This is a genomic window from Pseudomonas sp. KCJK9111 (assembly GCF_046231935.1).
GTDB classification, from domain to species: domain Bacteria; phylum Pseudomonadota; class Gammaproteobacteria; order Pseudomonadales; family Pseudomonadaceae; genus Aquipseudomonas; species Aquipseudomonas parafulva_B.
Map to the genome: position 1 here is coordinate 1 of NZ_JBJJMO010000043.1, position 19,065 is coordinate 19,065.

Below are 19,065 nucleotides of genomic sequence, written 5' to 3' on the forward strand. Positions count from 1 at the left end.
GAAAAAGCCCGCCGATAAGGGCGGGCTTCTCGTACAGATTTCACACAGAAGCGAACTGACTGTTCGATTCATACGATTGCTTTACTTGACGCTGACCCGGTGGTCTAGCTTGAGTATTCGCAACCGCTGCGAAGATGGTGGGTCGTGTAGGATTCGAACCTACGACCAATTGGTTAAAAGCCAACTGCTCTACCAACTGAGCTAACGACCCGTTGGATGGCGCGTATAATACTGATTTCTATAGAGAAATCAACACCCCGCAGTTAAATTTCTTAAAAATAGCGCGTTGGGTCCGCCACGGATGCTGCCTTGAAGCCGTCAGCGCGCAAGCGGCAGCTGTCGCACTTGCCACAGGCACGCCCGTCGTCATCAGCCTGGTAGCACGACACAGTCAAGCTATAGTCGACCCCGTGTGCCACGCCGGCCTGGACGATCTGGGCTTTGCTCATGTTCTGCAAGGGCGCCTGAATGCGGAAACACTGCCCTTCGACCCCTGCCTTGGTGGCCAAGTTGGCCATGCGTTCGAAGGCTTCGACGAATTCGGGGCGGCAGTCCGGGTAGCCGGAATAATCCACGGCATTGACACCGATGAAAATGTCACGGGCTTGCAGCACTTCAGCCCAGCCCAGCGCCAGCGACAGAAACACCGTGTTGCGCGCTGGCACGTAGGTCACCGGGATACCCTCCCCCGGCGTTTCCGGCACATCGATGCTGCTGTCGGTCAGGGCCGAGCCACCGATACCGTCCAGGTTCAGCCCGATCACCTTGTGCTCTACCACGCCCAGGTCCTGGGCGACCCGTGCAGCGGCGTTGAGCTCGGCGCGGTGACGCTGGCCGTAATCGAAGCTCATGGTATAGCAGGCATAGCCCTGGGCCTTGGCCATGGCCACTACCGTGGCCGAGTCCAGACCACCGGACAGAAGAATCACTGCGCGTTTATCAGTCATGTCTCACTCTCTTGCTCAGCGGCCAGGTTCGTCGTTCCACAACAGCTTGTGCAGCTGAAGCTGGAAACGCACAGGCAAGTTGTCGGCAACGATCCAGTCGGCCAGGTCAGTGGCACTCACTTGGTGGTGGCTGGGCGAGAACAATACTTCGCCGGCGCGCTCGGCCAGGTTGTACTGAATCAACTTGGACACCGCCCAGTCGTAATCTTCGCGGGAGCAGATGACGAACTTGACCTGGTCGTTGCGCGTCAGGTGCTCGATGTTCTCATAGCGGTTGCGGTGCGATTCTTCCGAACCTGGGGTTTTCAGGTCGACGACGCGGCTGACACGGGTGTCGGTGCCGGCGATATCGAGCGCGCCGCTGGTTTCCAGCGAGACTTCGTAACCGGCGTCGCACAGGCGCTGCAACAGGGGCAAGGCGTTAGGCTGAGCAAGGGGCTCGCCGCCCGTCACGCAGACATAGCGCGGCTTGAAGCCGGCCACCTGTTCAAGGATCGAATCCAGGCTGCGAAGGGTGCCGCCACTGAAGGCATAGGCGCTGTCGCAGTATTGGCAACGCAGGGGGCAACCGGTGAGCCGCACGAATACCGTGGGCAGCCCAGCCGTTCGTGTTTCACCCTGCAACGAGTAAAAGACTTCGGTGATGCGTAATGTATCTTGCATGATCGCCACGGGCGTGACAGCAAAACAGGCTGCCCGCCTCCGTCAGGCACTGGCACGGACTCGACATAGCGTTATCCGTGACAGCGTGTTTACGAAAAAAGGGCGGTGATTCTAACGAAAAAACCCGCGCCAGGCGCGGGTTTCTTTCGAACGGGGGGCAAACGCCGCATTACTTCACAGCTTTTGCAGGTCTCGCTGCGCCAGTTGCGCAGCCGATGTGCCCGGATATTGGGTAACCACCTGCTGAAGAATGCCCTTTACCTTGTCCGTATGGCCGAGACGACGCTCGACGTCGGCCAGTTTGTACAAGGAGTCTGGCACCTTGCTGTGTTTGGGGTACTTCTGGCTTACCTGGGCGAACGCCTGGCTTGCGCCCTGCAGATCACCCTTGGCCAGGTTCACTTCGCCCAGCCAATACTGTGCGTTACCGGCATATTGGCTGCTGGGGTACTTGCGCAGGAAGGCGTTGAACGCCTGGCTGGCCTTGTCGAAGTCTTTTTGCTTGATCAGGTCGAAGGCAGCATCGTAGTAGAGCTTCTCCTTGGCCGGATCACCGGGCTCGCTACTGGCGGCCGTTTGTTGGGCAGCAGCACCGGCTGCAGCCCCCGCGGCGGCGCCAGAGGCACCACCGGCGGAAGAATTGTCAGAGGTCGCGGCAGGCGCGGCGCCACTGTTGATGCGACGGTCCAGGTCCTGGTATCGCTCCAGGTTTTCCTGCTTCATGCGAGACACATCGTTTTGCAATTCTTCGATGATGCCTTGCTGGCGGGAAAGCTGATCCTGCATCTGTTGCAGCTGCATGAACAGCTGGCCCTGTGCAGAGGCAGGGGCCGAAGCCCCTGACCCGGCATAGGCGCCGCTCGTGCCATAACCCGCAGGCGGATAGCTGCCTGTGTTGTCATCTACTACAGGGACTGCAGCCCACGCCGAAAGGGGCAGGCTGAGTGCGAGGACGGTTACTGCACGGCGGCACTTGCGCATAGGAACTTACTTACGCAGTTCTACGCGACGGTTTTGAGCCCAGGACTGCTCGTCGTTGCCGGTAGCAACTGGACGCTCTTCACCGTAGGAAACCACTTCCAGCTGAGCAGGGGAAACGCCCTGCAGAACCAGGTAGCGCTGAACGGCCTTGGCACGACGCTCACCCAGAGCCATGTTGTACTCGCGGGTGCCGCGCTCGTCGGTGTTGCCTTCCAGGACAACGCGGTTGCCGTTGGCTTTCAGGTCCTTGGCGTGAACGTCCAGAGCGCGCATGGCTTCTGGCTTCAGGTCCGAGCTGTCGTATTCGAAGTAGAAGGTGGTGATTGCGCGCAGAGCGGCTTCTTCGCTCAGGGAACCGTCGACTGCGCCGGTGTTGGCACCGTAGCCAGCGTTCGGGTCAACGGCGCCAGCGCCTTCACCTGCGTTGTCACCGCCCTTGGAGGAGCAACCTACAGCCACGGCCATGGCCAGAGCCAGCGCAGCGAATTTACCAAACTTCAGCATTTCCATCGTGAAACTCCTAATGAAACCCCAGTGTGTTAAGCAAAACGTATTACGCCGCAATCAGTTCAGGTAAGGGGACCAGGACGGTTCTCTGACTTCGCCTTGAGCGGTAGGAAGTGGGAGCCTCACGCGGCCATTAAGCGACACGAGCATCAAGACTCCCCGGCCCTGCTGGCGGGTGGCGTAGATTAGCATGGTGCCGTTGGGCGCAACAGTGGGAGACTCATCAAGACTTGTTTCCGAGAGAATCTTTACACTTCCGCGTTGCAAGTCCTGGGCGGCAACTTTGAAGTTGGTGAAACCCTGTTGGCGGTGAATCATCACCAGGGTCTTTTCATCCGCCGAGAGTTTGGGGTTGGCGTTGTAGTTACCCACGAAGGTTACGCGCTCGGCGCTGCCGCCACTGACCGACTGTTTGTAGATCTGCGGCTTGCCGCCCCGGTCGGACGTGAAGTACAGGGTGTTGCCGTCTTTACCCCAGAAGGGCTCGGTATTGATGCCAGGGCCGGCGGTCACGCGGCTGATCTGACGCGAAGCCACGTTCATCACGTAGATATCCGGGTTGCCATCCTTGGACAACACGAAGGCCAGGCGCGAACCATCGGGCGACCAGGCAGGTGCGCCATTGAGGCCTTCGAAGTTGGTGACCTGTTCACGGCGACCGGTATCGATGTGCTGGACGAAGATACGCGGGCGCTTCTGCTCGAACGATACATAGGCGATGCGTTTGCCATCGGGCGCAAAGCGCGGCGACAGGATGGGCTCGCGGGACTGCAGCAGGGTCACGGCGCGGGCACCGTCATAGTCCGAACGCTGCAGGGTGTAGCGCGTGTTGTTGGTGGAGAAGCGCTCGGCCGTCACGTACAGCATGCGCGTGGAGAAGGCACCCTTGATACCGGTCAGCTTCTCGAACGACTGGTCGGCGATGTAGTGCGACATGTCGCGCAACTGGTCGGTGCTGCCAGCGACGCTGCCGGTCAGGACCTGCTGCTCGGTGGCGACGTTGAACAGGGCATATTGCACCTGCAAGCGCCCACCGGAGGGCACGATGCTGCCGACCATCACGTACTGGGCACCCAGCGCCTTCCAGTCGCGGAAGATGACTTCGCTGGCCTGGGATGGCTGGCTGATCATGTTCTGGCGCGGGATAGGCGAATAGTAGCCGGAGTTGCGCAGGTCGTTGCCGATGATGTCGGCCATGTCTTCAGGCAGCACACTGCCACCCTGAACAGCGAACGGCACCACCGCAATTGGCGTTGCCCGGTCACTGCCACTGGTGACCAGGATGTTCTTTTCCTCTGCTACGGCCATGCCTGCCACGCAGCACAGCATGACCAGCAGTCCTCTCAGACGTTTAATCACAACGCTAGATCCTCAGGTGTAAATGTCATCTTGAACGAGCGATATTGGTTGAAATCGCTCGGCTTCATGCCCTGCATTTCAGTCAGGCGACCGATGTTTTTCACCGCTGCCACCGCCGAGCTGTCGTAGGGGCCGTCACCGCTTGACCGGGCCACACTGACGCTGGTGATGGTGCCATCGGGCAACATGCTGATCTGCAGTACCACCGTCATGCCTTTACGCGCCGATGGCGGGCGAGCCCAGCCTTCTGCCGCGCGCATGCGGATCAAGTCGTCGAAGTCGCCGGCCACCTGGTCACCCTGCTCATCGGCCAGCGCCTGCTGCCGCTCGGTGGTGTCGGACAAGAGCTCGGCCAGGGCCTGTGCCTTCTTGTCTTCAGCCGCCTTGCGAGCCGCTTCCTGTGCCTTTTTCTTCTGGGCATCGGCCGCGGCCTTCTTCTTGGCGTCTTCGGCTGCCTTCTTCTTCGCTTCTTCGGCCGCTGCCGCCTTCTTCTTGGCGTCTTCGGCCGCTTTTTTCTTCGCATCCTCGGCGGCCTTCTTCTTGGCCTCCTCGGCAGCTTGCTTCTTCGCCTCTTCAGCGGCCTGTTTCTTGGCCTCTTCTTCGGCTTTTTTCTTCGCTTCTTCCTCGGCCTTCTTCTTGGCGATGTCAGCCTGCTGTTTCTCGGCCGCTTTCTTCGCCTCATCGGCCTTCTTGGCTTCAGCCGCTTTCTTGGCCTCGGCGGCTTTGGCAGCTTCAGCGGCCTTGGCAGCGTCCTCGGCTTTCTTGGCCTCGGCTGCCTCGCGTGCCTCCTGGGCCTTTTGAGCAGCGTCGGCTTTCTTTTGTTCCGCAGCTTTCACCGCTTCCTGCTCGACCTTCTTCTGCTCAAGCTGCTCGACCTCGGTCTGGCGCGAAGCGGTTTTCTTGGCTTCCCCGGCAATCTTTTGATTGGTCTGAGTGGTGGCCTGGCTCTTGGACTTGAGCTGATACAGCGTAGCCTGAACGATCGGCTTGGCCGGCGGCAGTTCGGGCGTCATGGCAAAGCTTACGAACAGCATGCCGAACACCAGCACATGCAGGCCGATGGCCCAGACACTGGGCCAGAAGTAGCTTTCCGAGGCAGAGGGCTCTCGCTGTTGCATCAGGGTGCCTCGGTAATCAGGCCGACGTTACCGACACCGGCTTTCTGCAGCCCGCCCATGGCACCCATGACCGCGCCGTAGTCCACCGCCTTGTCGCCGCGGATGAATACCTGGGTCTGCTTGCCCTGGTCGCGGCCGGCCGCGATGATCTTGGTGACGGCGTCGGTCATGGCCGGCAGGGTCATGGCCTTGTCCATCTGCTTGTCGGTATCGACTTCGCTGCCAAGGTTCCAGTAGTAGGTCTTGTCGGCCTTGATGGAAATGGTAAGGATCTGGACGTTGTTGTCCTGCGGCAAGGCTTCGCTGGAAACCTTGGGCAGGTCGACCTTCACGCCCTGGTTGAGCATGGGCGCCGTCACCATGAAGATGACCAGCAGCACCAGCATCACGTCGATGTAGGGCACCACGTTCATCTCGGCGACGGGCTTGCGTTTGTGGCGAACTCGGGCCATGGGCTTCTACCTGATTACTCTTCGCTGGTGTGCACTTTGCGGTGCAGGATCGCCTGGAACTCGTCGGCGAAGGTGTAGTAACGGCCGATCAGCGTCTCGCTGCGGGCCGCGAAGCGGTTGTACGCAATCACCGCCGGGATGGCTGCGAACAGGCCGATGGCCGTGGCGATCAACGCCTCGGCGATGCCCGGCGCAACGGTGGCGAGCGTAGCTTGCTGGGCGCTGGCCAGGCCGCGGAAGGAGTTCATGATGCCCCACACGGTACCGAACAGGCCGATATAGGGGCTGGTCGAACCCACGGTCGCCAGGAACGGCAAACTTTGCTCGAGCTTTTCTTCTTCGCGGGAAATGGCAACGCGCATGGCACGGCCAACCCCTTCCATCACGGCATCCGGGTCAACGCCAGGTTGCTGACGCAGGCGGGAAAACTCCTTGAAGCCTGCACGGAAGACCTGCTCCACACCCGAGTCCGGGTCCGGGTTGCTACCGGCCTGGCGGTACAGCTTGGACAGGTCGATACCCGACCAGAAGCGCTCCTCGAAAGCATCGAGCGCACGACGACCGGCGCGCAGCATGGTGCTGCGCTGGAAAATCATGATCCACGAGGTGACCGAGGCGGCCACCAGGGTCAGCATCACCAGCTGCACCACGACGCTGGCGTTACTGACCAGACTCCACATGGAGGTATGGTCGACGACGTTAGCTTCCACGCTTATTCTCCTGCATTCGATTGATTACCCGAGCCGTCTGCCGCAAAGGCGTCGCGCAGCTGGGGAGGTATGGCTCGGGGTTTGAAAGTGTCGGCGCGCACAGCGGCTATCAGGAACCGCCCTTCGCAGAGCAGCGTGTCGTCCCTTTCCCGCCACACTTGCTGCACGAAGTGCAAGCTGGCGCGATTGAGTTCAAGTACGTGCGCGGTCACCCGCAATTCATCGTCCAGCCGCGCCGGCGCGTGGTAGCGCGCTTCGCTGGAATGGACCACGAACAGCAGGTTGTCGTCAGCCAGTTGCGACTGGGAAAAGCCCAGGTGCCGCAAGCGTTCGGTGCGCGCGCGCTCCATGAATTTCAGGTAGTTGACGTAATACACCACGCCACCGGCATCGGTATCTTCGTAATAGACGCGACAACGGTGTGTGAACGGTTCCAGGCCTTTTTGCGCGCGCATACTCTAGTGCTTACTCCTCGGCTTGCCAATCCGCTCTGGCAACTGTTTTTCAACATTCATGTCCAGGTGCCAACGCCCCCGCTGCATGCCAGCGGTAGGACCACGAAAAGCGTGTTTCGATCTGTCATTCATCACCCGGCTCGGAAAAATCCGCGCCCTCCCCCAACCGCCCGGGAACATTCAGGCCGAAGTGCAGGTAGGCGTGCCGGGTCACCACACGGCCACGGGGGGTGCGCATGATGTAGCCCTGCTGGATGAGATAGGGCTCGAGCACGTCCTCGATGGTGTGACGTTCTTCGCTGATGGCGGCGGCAAGGTTGTCGACGCCGACCGGGCCACCGTCGAACTTCTCGATCATGGTCAGCAGCAGGCGCCTGTCGGAATGGTCGAAGCCGCGCTCATCGACGTCCAGCAGGTTGAGCGCCATGTCGGCCACGGCCTTGGTGATCTGGCCCTTGCCGCGCACCTCGGCGTAGTCGCGTACCCGCCGCAGCAAGCGGTTGGCAATGCGCGGCGTGCCACGGGCACGGCGTGCGATCTCGTAGGCACCGAGGTCCTCGATGACCAGGCCCAGGATGTTGGCCGAACGGCTGACGATGGTGGCCAGGTCCTTGTCGCTGTAGAACTCCAGCCGCTGCACGATACCGAAACGATCGCGCAGCGGGTTGGTGAGCATGCCGGCGCGCGTCGTGGCCCCGACCAGCGTGAAAGGTGGCAGGTCGAGCTTGATCGAGCGGGCCGCCGGGCCTTCGCCGATCATGATGTCGAGCTGGAAGTCTTCCATGGCTGGGTAGAGCACTTCTTCGACGACCGGCGAGAGCCGGTGGATCTCATCGATGAAGAGCACGTCATGAGGCTCAAGGTTGGTCAGCATGGCGGCCAAGTCGCCAGGGCGCTCGAGAATCGGCCCCGAGGTGCTTTTGACCGACACCCCCATTTCGTGGGCGATGATGTTGGCCAGGGTGGTCTTGCCCAGGCCTGGCGGCCCGAAGATCAGCGTGTGGTCGAGCGACTCGCTGCGCCCACGCGCCGCCTGGATGAACAACGCCATCTGCTCGCGCACCACGGGCTGGCCGATGTACTCCTCCAGCCGCAATGGCCGGATGGCGCGATCCTGGACTTCTTCGCGGTCGCGGCCACTGGCAGCGATCAGGCGGTCGGCTTCGATCACTTGGTAATCATCCCCTTGAGGCTGCGACGAATCAGCTCTTCACTGGAAAGCCCCGACTTGTCCTTGATCGCGCCGATGGCCTTGCTCGCTTCCTGAGGCTTGTAGCCCAGGGACACCAGGGCGCTGACCGCATCCGCCTCGGCGCTGGACTCGCTGGCGGCCGGCAGTGGGCCATCGGACACCAGCGTGAACATGGCCGGCGACGTTTCCCAGGCCTTGAAGCGGTCCTTGAGCTCGACCAGCAGGCGCTCTGCTGTTTTTTTGCCTACGCCGGGTACGCGTACCAACACCGAGGCATCCTGGGCCTGGACGCAGCGCACCAGCTCGTCGATCTCAAGCCCGGACATCAGTGCCAGGGCCAGCTTGGGGCCTACACCGTTGAGCCGAATCAGTTCGCGGAACAATTCGCGCTCGCGCTTTTCGGCAAAGCCATAGAGCAGGTGGGCGTCTTCGCGCACCACAAGGTGTGTGTGCACTGTCACCGGTTCGCCGACCTTGGGCAGGCGATAAAGCGTCGTCATGGGGACTTCCAGTTCGTAGCCCACGCCATTGACGTCGATGATGAGGTGCGGCGGCTGCTTTTCCGCCAGGGTGCCGCGCAAACGTCCGATCACGTTTCGATCCTTTTCACGGGGAGCTGCTCGATGGCTGCTCAACCCTATCAGCAAATACGGCAGGCGGACGCTCCACCTGCACAAAATGTGTATCAGCGCATGAAGCGCTTACAGACGCAAGCGCCCACCGCGCCGACGCGCCGTCGACAGCCCATGGGGCACCAGACTTGAACGGGTGTGGGCATGGCACAAGGCGATGGCCAGCGCGTCGGAAGCATCGATCTGGGGCTTCTGGGTCAGCTTGAGCAGGTGCATGACCATCATCATCACCTGGTCCTTGTTCGCCCCGCCGGTACCGGCCACCGCCTGCTTGACCTGAGTGGCGCTGTACTCGGCGATTTCCAAGCCTGCTTCAGCCGCGGCGACGATGGCCGCGCCTCGGGCTTGCCCCAGTTTGAGGGCGGAATCGGCGTTGCGGGCCATGAACACCCGCTCGATGCCCATGGTCACCGGGCCATGCTGACCGATGACTTCGCTGACCCCCCGAAACACGATCTGCAAGCGCTCGTGCAGTTCACCACTGCCTGTGCGGATGCAGCCTGAGGCCACGTACTCGCAACCACGTACGGTCTGGCGGACGACGCCATAACCTGTGATGCGCGAGCCGGGGTCGATACCTAGAATCAGAGTCATAGCGCCTGTCGTTGAAGTAGAGCGGTGTGCAAACAGTACAGGCCCTTTCGCAGGTCAACCCCCTGGCCAGGTCGCATGTGTCGCCACCTGTGCCACGGGTGCCCTGCGAAAGGGCCTGTACGACGCCCGGAAGCGTCAGTATGGCGCGCCGGAAAGCCCTCAGCCGAGGTTTTCCATGATCTCGTCGGAAATCTGCGCATTGGAGTAGACGTTCTGTACGTCGTCCAGGTCTTCGAGCATGTCGATCAGCTTGAGTACCTTCTCGGCGCCTTCCTGATCGAGTTCGGCGCTGGTGGTCGGCTGCATCACGATTTCGGCGTCGGCCGCCTTGAAACCGGCCTCTTCCAAGGCATTGCGCACGGCGTAGAAGCTGTTGAACGAGGTGAACACGTCAAACGAACCGTCCTCGTGGGCCACCACGTCGTCGGCATCGGCCTCCATGGCCGCCTCCATCAAGGCATCCTCCTCCAGGCCCGGTGCAAAGCTGATCTGCCCCTTGCGCTCGAACAGGTAGGCGACCGAGCCATCGGTGCCCAGGTTGCCCCCGCACTTGGTAAAGGCATGGCGCACTGCTGCAGCTGTGCGGTTGCGGTTATCGGTCATGGCCTCGACCATGATCGCTACACCGCCCGGCCCGTAACCTTCATAGGTGAGCTCTTCGACGTTGTCGCTTTCGTTCGTGCCGGCGCCACGGGCCACTGCGCGATCGATGATATCGCGGCTCATGTTGGCGCCCAGTGCCTTGTCCAGCGCCAGGCGCAGGCGCGGGTTGGAGGCAGGGTCCGGGCCGCCTTGCTTGGCAGCGACTGTCAGCTCGCGGATCCACTTGGTGAATACCTTGCCCCTCTTGGCATCCTGGCGCTCTTTGCGGTGCTTGATGTTCGCCCACTTGGAATGACCCGCCATAACGACTCCCGATCCGTGTAACAGAAACAGGTTCCGCCCCGAAGGGCGGAACGTGGAAAGACTGCGCCAAAGCGCGTGGGCGCAACCGCCGGCTGCGCCCGGGCCGATTACTCGACCTTGGTCTGCTCGCGCAGACGGATGTGCAGCTCACGCAATGCCTTGGCATCGACCATGCCCGGCGCCTGGGTCATGACACACGCGGCGCTCTGGGTTTTCGGGAAGGCAATCACTTCACGAATCGACTGGGCGCCGGTCATCAGCATGACCAGGCGATCCAGGCCGAAGGCCAGGCCACCGTGAGGCGGTGCACCGAACTTCAGGGCATCGAGCAGGAAGCCGAACTTCTCTTCCTGTTCCGCCGCCTCGATACCCAGTAGGCGGAACACTGCCTGCTGCATTTCCTTGCGGTGGATACGGATCGAGCCGCCACCGAGTTCGGTGCCGTTGAGCACCATGTCATAGGCACGGGACAGGGCCGTGGCCGGGTTGGCTTCCAGTTCCTCGGGCGTGCACTTGGGCGCGGTGAACGGGTGGTGCAGCGCGGTGAAGCTGCCGTCTTCGTTTTCTTCGAACATGGGGAAATCGACGACCCACATCGGCGCCCACTCGCAGGTGAACAGTTCGAAGTCGTGACCCAGACGAATACGCAGGGCGCCCAGCGCTTCGCTGACCACCTTGAACTTGTCGGCACCGAAGAACACGATGTCGCCGTCAACGGCGCCCACGCGGTCGAGGATGGTGTTGAGATTGGCCTCGGGGATGTTCTTGACGATCGGCGACTGCAGACCTTCAACGCCCTTGGCACGCTCGTTGACCTTGATGTAGGCAAGGCCACGGGCACCGTAGATGCCGACAAACTTGGTGTATTCGTCGATCTTGCTGCGCGGCATGCTGGCGCCGCCTGGCAGGCGCAGCGCGGTGACGCGGCATTTAGGATCGTTGGCGGGGCCGGCGAATACCTTGAAGTCCACGTCCTTGAGCTGGTCGGCGACGTCAACCAGCTCCAGCGGGATGCGCAGGTCTGGCTTGTCGGAGCCATAGCGACGCATGGCTTCCTCGAAGGTCATGTGCGGGAATTCGCCGAACTCCAGGTCCAGCACTTCCTTGAACAGCTTGCGGATCATGCTCTCGGTCAGGCCCATGATCTCGGACTCGTCCAGGAAGCTGGTCTCGATGTCGATCTGGGTGAATTCCGGCTGGCGATCGGCACGCAGGTCTTCGTCGCGGAAGCACTTGGCAATCTGGTAGTAACGATCGAAACCGGCGACCATCAGCAACTGCTTGAACAGCTGTGGCGACTGCGGCAGGGCGAAGAAGCTACCGGCGTGGGTACGGCTTGGCACCAGGTAGTCGCGCGCGCCTTCAGGGGTGGCGCGGGTCAGGATCGGCGTTTCCACGTCGAGGAAGCCGTTTTCGTCGAGAAAGCGTCGAATGCTGCTGGTGATGCGCGAACGCAGGCGCAGCTTGTCGGCCATCTCAGGGCGACGCAGGTCGATGAAGCGGTAGCGCAGACGCGTTTCTTCACCAACGTCGGAGTATTCGTTCAGCGGGAACGGCGGGGTTTCGGCTTCGTTCAGCACATTGAGCTGGTAGCCGAGGATTTCGATGGCACCGGAGGCCATGCTGCTGTTCACCGCACCTTCCGGGCGACGGCGGACCTTGCCGGTGATCTGCACGACATACTCGCTGCGCACACGGTCGGCTGCGGCGAAGGTGTCGGCGCGATCCGGATCGAAAACGACCTGGGCCATGCCCTCGCGGTCACGGATGTCGAGGAAGATCACCCCGCCGTGGTCCCGGCGACGATGGACCCAGCCGCAAAGGGTGACTTCCTGGCCGTCCAGGCTCTCGTTCAGTTGGCCGCAATAATGGCTGCGCATCATGATGGTGGTTTCGCTTCTCGTGATTCGTGTATTCGATGGAGGCCTTGGCCGCCCGGAGGGCTAATACTGCAAGACCCGGTCATAGCATTCAACTCAGTCGGCCTTGTCGCCGCCTGCCAGATTCTTTTTCGCACCGGTCTTGAAGTCGGTTTCGTACCAGCCGTTACCGCTCAGGCGAAAGCCGGGTACCGACAGCAGTTTCTTCATCGCCGGCGCCTGGCAGGCCGGGCAATCGGTGAGCGGCGCGGCGCTGATTTTCTGCAGCACTTCCATACGGTGCTCGCAGGACGCACATTGATAGTCGTAAAGGGGCATGGATGTCTCTCGTCAACCATAACGCTGGCTGCCTGGGCAGCAAAAGGCGGGATTATATATGGTTAACCAGCGCTGCGCAGCCCGCCGGGCAATCAGTGCGACGTCGGTGGCTGCTGCAACCAGGCAACGCAGATCACCCGTATCAGCCCGCTGAAGTTGCGCACGCCCCCCTGGCGCAGGTGCACCTCACGGTCGACGTAGGACAACACCGCACTGACCGAGCACTGGTTGGCAGCGGCAATGCGCTCGAGGATACCCCAATACACGGCTTCAAGGCGCAGACAGGTGGAAAAACCATTGAGCCGCACCGAGCGGGAAACAGGCTGGGTCTGCAACATGTCGAAATCTGCCGTGAATGGGTCGACGCATTGCTTGCCGGGCCAGCGCCCCTGACCTGCCGTCCGCTTGCCAGACTGAGCCATCTGCACACCTCCTGATGATTGAACCAAGGGGTGTATCAAGCGCCGAACGCGCCAGTGCAGAGCAGCGGCAAACCCTTCCCGCACAGAAACCGGCAGGCCGGCCCAGTCACCCTGGGCAGGCCTGCCGGCACGGCCCGGCTATTTCTCGTCGAGCAACACGCGCAGCATCCATGCAGTCTTTTCGTGGACCTGCATGCGCTGGGTCAGCAGATCGGCGGTGGGTTCATCGCTGACCTTGTCAACCGCTGGGAAGATGCTGCGGGCGGTGCGCACTACCGCTTCCTGCCCTTGCACCAGTTGCCGGATCATCTCGTCGGCTGGGGGAACCCCCTCCTCTTCCTTGATCGAAGAGTGCTTGGCGTAGAACGCGTAGGACCCAGGCGCCGGGAACCCCAGGGCGCGGATGCGCTCGGCAATGGCGTCCACCGCCAGCGCCAGCTCGTTGTACTGCTCCTCGAACATCAGGTGCAGGGTACGGAACGAGGGCCCGGTGACGTTCCAATGGAAGTTGTGGGTTTTCAGATACAGCACGTAGGTATCTGAAAGCAGGCGGGAAAGCCCATCGACGATGGACTTGCGATCTTCTTCACTGATGCCGATATCGATTGCCATGATGCTCCCCTTCGGAAAACGTGAAACCCAAGCGGGTGCCGACCACTTTAGCAACACTCTGAGCGCCGCGCCTCTGTCAGGTGGCCGCAGGCACAGGGCGCCGGGTGCAGTTTGAGTAGCCTGCAGGTTTACGGTTAAATAGGCAGCGTGCCATTCGTGCGGACTGCAATTGCCGAATGCATAGGCTGAAGGCCACGTGTTCGCGCCAACACTTCATGCGCACCGGGCTGTCAGCTCTTCCCGTGATCAGCTTCAATCAATGTGAGCCAATCCCATGTTCAAGATCGTCCACCTGGTGACAGGCGCGGCAGCCTTGCTGCTAGCGTTCATACCCAGTCTTAAAACCGAGGCAACGCCTTTCCTGCAACAACCCGACGCGGTCTACCTGGCCCTGTTCGGCTTGCTCAACCTGATCCTGGCGCCTGTCCTGCCGCTGTACTACCGAGGTGCCAGGCAGCAGCTGCAATACCTGGCCTGCGCCCTGCTGGTGGTGGCCGTGGTGCTGCAGACCCTTACCGTGCTGGCTCGACCGGAGCTTGGCAACCTCGCGGCGCTGGTGTGCGCCGCTCTGGCCGTGGCCCTGCACCTGGGCGCAGGCTTTGCCCAGGGCACGCGCAAGGTACGCAGCAGCCAACAGCCACTGACGGAGGCCGGCAACCGAGATATGGGCACGGTCAAGTGGTTCAATACGTCCAAGGGGTTCGGGTTCATTTCCAGGGATTCAGGCGATGACATCTTCGTGCACTTTCGCGCCATCCGCGGCGAGGGCCATCGCATCCTGGTAGAGGGTCAACGCGTCGAGTTCTCGGTCATGCACCGCGACAAGGGCCTGCAGGCCGAGGATGTGGTCCCCGTCACGCGCCGCTGACAGGCGAGCAGGCTTCAACACGTTGAAACCAGGCCTGTCGCTTCGCCCACGGGTGCGACAGGCCTGACGACCAGATGATCAATAGTGAGGCGGCGGCGCCTCTTCACCCTCGCTGCCATACTGACCTGCCATCTCTTCGTAACGCTTGATCAACTCGGCCATCTGCAACTGCAGCCGCTCGATCACGCGTCCTTGCTCGACCACCACATCGTTGAGCGCCTGCAGGGCGTCGTCCTGGAATGCCTGGCGCGTTTCCAGCTCGATCATTCTCGGCTCAAGCGACATCGGCGGCCTCCTGGAAACCTTCGAGGTGCAGATTTCGCACGCGGGCGCGTATCGCCTGTACTTGTGCGTCGGTATAGGCCACGGCCGGGCATTTGCCCCAGACCGGTGCAGGCCAGGCCACATCATCGTGCTGGCGAACGATCACGTGCATGTGCATTTGGCTGACCACATTGCCCAGCGTCGCCACGTTCATCTTGTCAGCCCCGTAGCTGCGCTTGAGCGCCTCGGCAAGCTGCGTGGTTTCCTGCCAGAGCAGGTGCTGGTCATCCAGGCTCAGGTCGAACAGTTCGCTGACCTCGGCACGGCGGGGCACCAGGATGAACCAGGGGTAATTGGCATCTCGGCTCAGCAGCAACTGGCACAGGGCGAAATCACCCAGCACCCAAGTGTCCTGCTGCAAGCGTGGATCAAGAACGAACACGGCGTACCTCCTTCAGGCAAAGCGACCCGCACGGTAGCGGTAAAAACGGCAGCAAGGATACCTTGCGCAATTGCGGTAACACAGCGCTACTTTTCGCACCAATAAGGTGCTTCGCCACGTCGACTCACTGCGTGGCCCACCACAATTGACACCGCATCAACATGTTGCGGTAACACATTGACTTTGATAGCAAGCTAGCCAACTGAATAGCCTGGCCGGGCGGGCTTGAGGTGCAGTCCGACCAACCCCCGTGTTTACGGCGGTTGAAACGAATTCCTGAAAATTTTGTGAAAAATTCATCAATGCCAGCCCAAGTTGAGCACGCTTGTTGCATTGCCTTCACCCCAAGTCGGCATGCTCTCTGAAACACCTGCACACCGGGCGTCACCACCCTCGGATGCGACGCTGAATTGCCCGACAGCGACACGGCCAAAAAGTTCCATCAAGAGTGCTTTACGCCATATCGCCAACGACCTTCAGCGTGCTATACATTTTCGCCGACATAACAAGAAAGAGCTGCACCCTATAACTAGAACACCTGGATGCAGCGGTACTCTTCCTAAAAAAACCAAAGGAGCAAGTCACGATGCGCGTGATGAAGTGGAGCATGATCGCCCTGGCCGTTTCGGCGGGGTCCTCGCAGATGGCACTGGCCTCTTCGCAGGATGAGTCCAAAGGTTTCATTGAAGACAGCAAGCTGAGCGTCAAAACTCGCATGCTGTATTTCAGCCGTGATTTCCGCAACAACGAAGGCGGCCAAAGCCGCCGTGAAGAAACCGGCCTCGGCTTCGTGGGCTCTTATGAGTCGGGCTTCACCCAGGGCACCGTGGGCGTGGGTATCGACGCCATTGGCATGCTCGGCCTGAAACTGGACAGCGGCAAGGGCCGTGCTGGCACCGGCCTGTTCCCGAACGGCTCGGACGGCCGTGCACAGGATGACTACTCCAAGGGTGGCGGCGCGGTTAAATTCCGTATCTCCGACACCGTGCTGAAAGTCGGCGACCAGTTCACTGCCCTGCCAGTGTTCGCCACCGACGACAGCCGCCTGCTGCCGGAAATCGCCCAGGGCGCGTTGCTGACCAGCAACGACATCAAGGGCCTGACCCTGCACGCCGGTCGCTTCACCAGCCTGACCGGTCAGGAACAGACCAACCGTGACAGCCTGCGCCTGAAAGAAGCCGACGTATTCGGCGGTACCTACGCCTTCACCGACAGCCTGTCCACCAGCCTGTACTACTCCAAGGTCGAAGACTACTGGCGCAAATACTACGCCAACGTCAACTGGGCGCTGCCGCTGTCGGACAAGCAAGGCCTGGTGTTCGACTTCAACTTCTATGACACCAAGAGCGACGGCCAAGGCCTGCAGCGCGCCGAAAAAGACGGCGTGACCAAGCTCGACAACCGTGCGTTCAGCCTGTCCGGTGCGTACAACATCGGCGCCCACACCTTCACCCTGGCCTACCAGAAAGTGACCGGCGACGGCGACTATGGCTACGGCGTCGACGGTGGCGGCACCGTGTTCCTGGCCAACTCCGTGGCCCGTTCCGACTTCAACGCCGAAGGCGAGAAGTCCTGGCAGGCTCGCTACGACCTGAACTTCGCCGAGTACGGCATTCCAGGCCTGAGCTTCATGACCCGCTACGTGCGTGGCAGCGGCGCCGACACCGGCACTACCAGCAACGGCAAGGAATGGGAACGCGACATCGACATCAAGTACGTGATGCAAGAGGGCCCTGCCAAGGACCTGAGCTTCCGCGTTCGTCAAGCCACCTACCGTTCTTCCGATGGCGTCTACTACGGCTCCCCATCGCTGGACGAGCTGCGCCTGATCGTGGAGTACCCGCTGAGCATCCTGTAAGCCTGGCTTGCAACGCTTCGCACCTGAAAAGCCCGGCGACCGTGCCGGGCTTTTTCTTGGCTGACAAGCAGGACGCCCTGGGGCATCCTGTACGCCTTGGCTTCACCCCCGTACAATGCGGGGCTATTTCAACGTCTTAGGCAATCGACACGGCTAACCATGCGCACCAGTCAATATTTGCTCGCCACCCAAAAAGAAACCCCTGCCGACGCAGTGGTCATCAGCCATCAGCTCATGCTGCGTGCCGGCATGATCCGCAAACTGGCTTCGGGCCTATACACCTGGCTGCCGATGGGCCTGCGGGTAATGCGCAAGGTCGAGAACGTGGTGCGCGAGGAAATGAACGCCGCCGGCGCCCTTGAAGTGCTCATGCCCAGCATCCAGCCTGCCGAACTGTGGCAGGAGTCCGGCCGCTGGGAGCAGTACGGCCCCGAGCTGCTGCGGGTCAAGGACCGGCATCAGCGCGATTTCTGCGTGGGCCCAACCCACGAAGAGGTCATCACCGACCTGGCGCGCAACGAGCTGTCGAGCTACAAGCAGCTGCCGTTGAACATGTACCAAATCCAAACCAAATTCCGCGATGAAATCCGCCCGCGCTTCGGCCTGATGCGTGGTCGCGAGTTCATCATGAAAGACGCCTACTCCTTCCATGCCGACCAGGCTTCCCTTCAGGAAACCTATGACCGCATGCACCAGGCGTACACCAATGTGTTCACCCGCCTGGGGCTGGATTTCCGTCCGGTGCAGGCCGACACCGGTTCCATTGGTGGCAGCTATTCCCATGAGTTCCACGTCCTGGCCCAGTCCGGTGAGGACGATGTGATCTTCAGCGATAGCTCCGACTATGCTGCCAACATCGAAAAGGCCGAGGCCGTGCCGCGCGAGACCGTGCGCCCTGCCCCAACCGAAGAGCTGCGCCTGGTCGATACGCCCGATGCCAAGACCATCGCCCAGCTGGTCGAAAACTTCGGTCTGCCGATCGAAAAGACCGTCAAGACCTTGATCGTACGCGGCGCCGAGGAAGGCAAGCTGGTCGCCCTGATCGTGCGCGGCGATCACGAGCTCAACGAAATCAAGGCCGCCAAGCTGGAACAGGTGGCGGACCCCCTGGTCATGGCCACCGATGCCGAACTGCGCGAGGCCATCGGTGCTGGGGCAGGCTCGCTGGGCCCGCTGAACCTGCCGCTCGAGTGCGTGATCGACCGTTCGGTCGCCCTGATGAGCGACTTCGGTATCGGTGCCAATATCGACGACAAGCACTATTTCGGGGTCAACTGGGAGCGTGACTTGCCAGTGCCCCAGGTGGCCGACCTGCGCAACGTGGTCGAAGGCGACCCGAGCCCGGATGGCCAGGGTACCCTGGTAATCAAGCGTGGCATCGAGGTGGGTCACATCTTCCAGCTGGGTACCAAGTACAGCGAAGCCCTCAAGTGCCAGGTTCTGGGCGAAAACGGCAAGCCGGTCATGCTGTCCATGGGCTGCTATGGCATCGGCGTGTCCCGCGTGGTAGCGGCTGCCATCGAGCAGAACCACGATGAGAAAGGCATCATCTGGAATGACGCCCTGGCGCCCTTCCAGGTTGCCCTGGTACCCCTGCGCTATGAAACCGACGTGGTTCGCGAAGCTACCGACAAGCTGTATGCCGAGCTGACGGCGGCAGGTTACGAAGTACTGCTCGACGATCGCGACAAGAAGACCAGCCCCGGCATCAAGTTTGCCGACATGGAGCTGATCGGCATTCCGCATCGCATCGTCGTCAGTGATCGCAGCCTGGCCGATGGCAACCTGGAATACAAACACCGTACCGAGCAGGATGCCCAGGTGTTGCCACTCGAAGAAGTGCTGACCTTCCTGCAGGCCCGCGTTCGCCGCTGATAATCAATGC

22 protein-coding genes and 1 tRNA gene are annotated in these 19,065 nt (G+C 61.3%); 3 read left to right on the forward strand and 20 right to left on the reverse strand.

All coding sequences use genetic code 11. The features are described from left to right. Positions 1–135: 135 nt before the first annotated feature. The 18 genes from ACK59L_RS14875 to ACK59L_RS14960 form a co-directional block, all read right to left on the reverse strand. Positions 136–211 (reverse strand) — tRNA-Lys (locus tag ACK59L_RS14875). A gap of 61 nt (positions 212–272) precedes the next feature. Continuing rightward, entirely contained in the window at positions 273–947 is a 675-nt protein-coding gene (gene queC / locus ACK59L_RS14880; protein WP_409274456.1) for a 7-cyano-7-deazaguanine synthase QueC, read from the reverse strand. Between the two features lie 15 nt (positions 948–962). Further along, the gene (queE, locus tag ACK59L_RS14885) at positions 963–1,610 is read right to left on the reverse strand and encodes a 7-carboxy-7-deazaguanine synthase QueE (protein ID WP_023536244.1); all 648 of its coding nucleotides are present in this window, start codon (positions 1,608–1,610) and stop codon (positions 963–965) included. Positions 1,611–1,784: 174 nt separating this feature from the next. Further along, a complete protein-coding gene (gene ybgF / locus ACK59L_RS14890) occupies positions 1,785–2,591 on the reverse strand; it encodes a tol-pal system protein YbgF (protein WP_409274459.1) in 807 nt (268 codons plus the stop codon). A 6-nt stretch (positions 2,592–2,597) separates the two neighbouring features. Beyond that, positions 2,598–3,101: a peptidoglycan-associated lipoprotein Pal gene (gene pal / locus ACK59L_RS14895; RefSeq protein ID WP_023536326.1), complete on the reverse strand. Its 504-nt coding sequence runs from the start codon at positions 3,099–3,101 to the stop codon at positions 2,598–2,600. Positions 3,102–3,155: 54 nt separating this feature from the next. Continuing rightward, the gene (gene tolB / locus ACK59L_RS14900) at positions 3,156–4,427 is read right to left on the reverse strand and encodes a Tol-Pal system beta propeller repeat protein TolB (RefSeq protein WP_058604312.1); all 1,272 of its coding nucleotides are present in this window, start codon (positions 4,425–4,427) and stop codon (positions 3,156–3,158) included. Between the two features lie 26 nt (positions 4,428–4,453). Continuing rightward, complete coding sequence (gene tolA / locus ACK59L_RS14905; protein ID WP_100851032.1) at positions 4,454–5,575, reverse strand: cell envelope integrity protein TolA; 1,122 nt, start codon at positions 5,573–5,575, stop codon at positions 4,454–4,456. Beyond that, a complete protein-coding gene (gene tolR / locus ACK59L_RS14910; RefSeq protein WP_003254760.1) occupies positions 5,575–6,027 on the reverse strand; it encodes a protein TolR in 453 nt (150 codons plus the stop codon). Before tolR ends, tolA begins: the two co-directional genes overlap by 1 nt. Before the next feature lie 14 nt (positions 6,028–6,041). Then, a complete protein-coding gene (tolQ, locus tag ACK59L_RS14915) occupies positions 6,042–6,737 on the reverse strand; it encodes a protein TolQ (protein WP_023536305.1) in 696 nt (231 codons plus the stop codon). 2 nt (positions 6,738–6,739) lie between these two features. Continuing rightward, complete coding sequence (ybgC, locus tag ACK59L_RS14920) at positions 6,740–7,192, reverse strand: tol-pal system-associated acyl-CoA thioesterase (RefSeq protein ID WP_058604314.1); 453 nt, start codon at positions 7,190–7,192, stop codon at positions 6,740–6,742. Positions 7,193–7,316: 124 nt separating this feature from the next. Beyond that, on the reverse strand, positions 7,317–8,363 hold the full coding sequence (gene ruvB / locus ACK59L_RS14925) for a Holliday junction branch migration DNA helicase RuvB (protein WP_023536242.1): 1,047 nt from the start codon (positions 8,361–8,363) through the stop codon (positions 7,317–7,319). After that, positions 8,360–8,977: a Holliday junction branch migration protein RuvA gene (gene ruvA / locus ACK59L_RS14930; RefSeq protein WP_058604315.1), complete on the reverse strand. Its 618-nt coding sequence runs from the start codon at positions 8,975–8,977 to the stop codon at positions 8,360–8,362. Before ruvA ends, ruvB begins: the two co-directional genes overlap by 4 nt. A gap of 108 nt (positions 8,978–9,085) precedes the next feature. Next, a complete protein-coding gene (ruvC, locus tag ACK59L_RS14935) occupies positions 9,086–9,610 on the reverse strand; it encodes a crossover junction endodeoxyribonuclease RuvC (RefSeq protein WP_409274463.1) in 525 nt (174 codons plus the stop codon). Between the two features lie 159 nt (positions 9,611–9,769). Next, a complete protein-coding gene (locus ACK59L_RS14940) occupies positions 9,770–10,516 on the reverse strand; it encodes a YebC/PmpR family DNA-binding transcriptional regulator (RefSeq protein WP_058604316.1) in 747 nt (248 codons plus the stop codon). Positions 10,517–10,623: 107 nt separating this feature from the next. Then, positions 10,624–12,399, reverse strand: a complete 1,776-nt coding sequence (gene aspS / locus ACK59L_RS14945; protein WP_409274466.1) for an aspartate--tRNA ligase — start codon at positions 12,397–12,399, stop codon at positions 10,624–10,626. 93 nt (positions 12,400–12,492) lie between these two features. Then, positions 12,493–12,714 carry an FmdB family zinc ribbon protein gene (locus ACK59L_RS14950; RefSeq protein WP_023536249.1) on the reverse strand — a complete coding sequence of 74 codons (222 nt, stop codon included), beginning with the start codon at positions 12,712–12,714 and terminating at the stop codon, positions 12,493–12,495. Positions 12,715–12,806: 92 nt separating this feature from the next. Next, complete coding sequence (locus ACK59L_RS14955) at positions 12,807–13,136, reverse strand: ribbon-helix-helix domain-containing protein (protein WP_027914213.1); 330 nt, start codon at positions 13,134–13,136, stop codon at positions 12,807–12,809. Between the two features lie 138 nt (positions 13,137–13,274). Further along, a complete protein-coding gene (locus ACK59L_RS14960; RefSeq protein WP_023536324.1) occupies positions 13,275–13,748 on the reverse strand; it encodes a Dps family protein in 474 nt (157 codons plus the stop codon). Between the two features lie 274 nt (positions 13,749–14,022). Here ACK59L_RS14960 and ACK59L_RS14965 point away from each other — a divergent pair, with 274 nt between their 5' ends. Then, positions 14,023–14,616 (forward strand): cold shock domain-containing protein, encoded by a 594-nt coding sequence (locus ACK59L_RS14965; RefSeq protein ID WP_144966262.1) that lies wholly within the window; start codon positions 14,023–14,025, stop codon positions 14,614–14,616. A 78-nt stretch (positions 14,617–14,694) separates the two neighbouring features. On the opposite strand, the gene ACK59L_RS14970 is transcribed toward ACK59L_RS14965, so the two are convergent. Together ACK59L_RS14970 and ACK59L_RS14975 are read right to left on the reverse strand one after the other, a co-directional pair. After that, positions 14,695–14,901: a SlyX family protein gene (locus ACK59L_RS14970; protein WP_196135249.1), complete on the reverse strand. Its 207-nt coding sequence runs from the start codon at positions 14,899–14,901 to the stop codon at positions 14,695–14,697. Then, a complete protein-coding gene (locus tag ACK59L_RS14975) occupies positions 14,891–15,322 on the reverse strand; it encodes an HIT domain-containing protein (protein WP_145254976.1) in 432 nt (143 codons plus the stop codon). The genes ACK59L_RS14970 and ACK59L_RS14975 overlap by 11 nt, the downstream gene beginning before the upstream one ends. Positions 15,323–15,908: 586 nt before the next feature. Here ACK59L_RS14975 and ACK59L_RS14980 point away from each other — a divergent pair. Beyond that, positions 15,909–17,180, forward strand: coding sequence for an OprD family porin (locus tag ACK59L_RS14980; RefSeq protein WP_196135250.1), 1,272 nt, complete (start codon positions 15,909–15,911; stop codon positions 17,178–17,180). Between the two features lie 159 nt (positions 17,181–17,339). Beyond that, the gene (locus tag ACK59L_RS14985) at positions 17,340–19,055 is read left to right on the forward strand and encodes a proline--tRNA ligase (RefSeq protein WP_409274470.1); all 1,716 of its coding nucleotides are present in this window, start codon (positions 17,340–17,342) and stop codon (positions 19,053–19,055) included. The last annotated feature ends 10 nt before the right edge of the window (positions 19,056–19,065 follow it).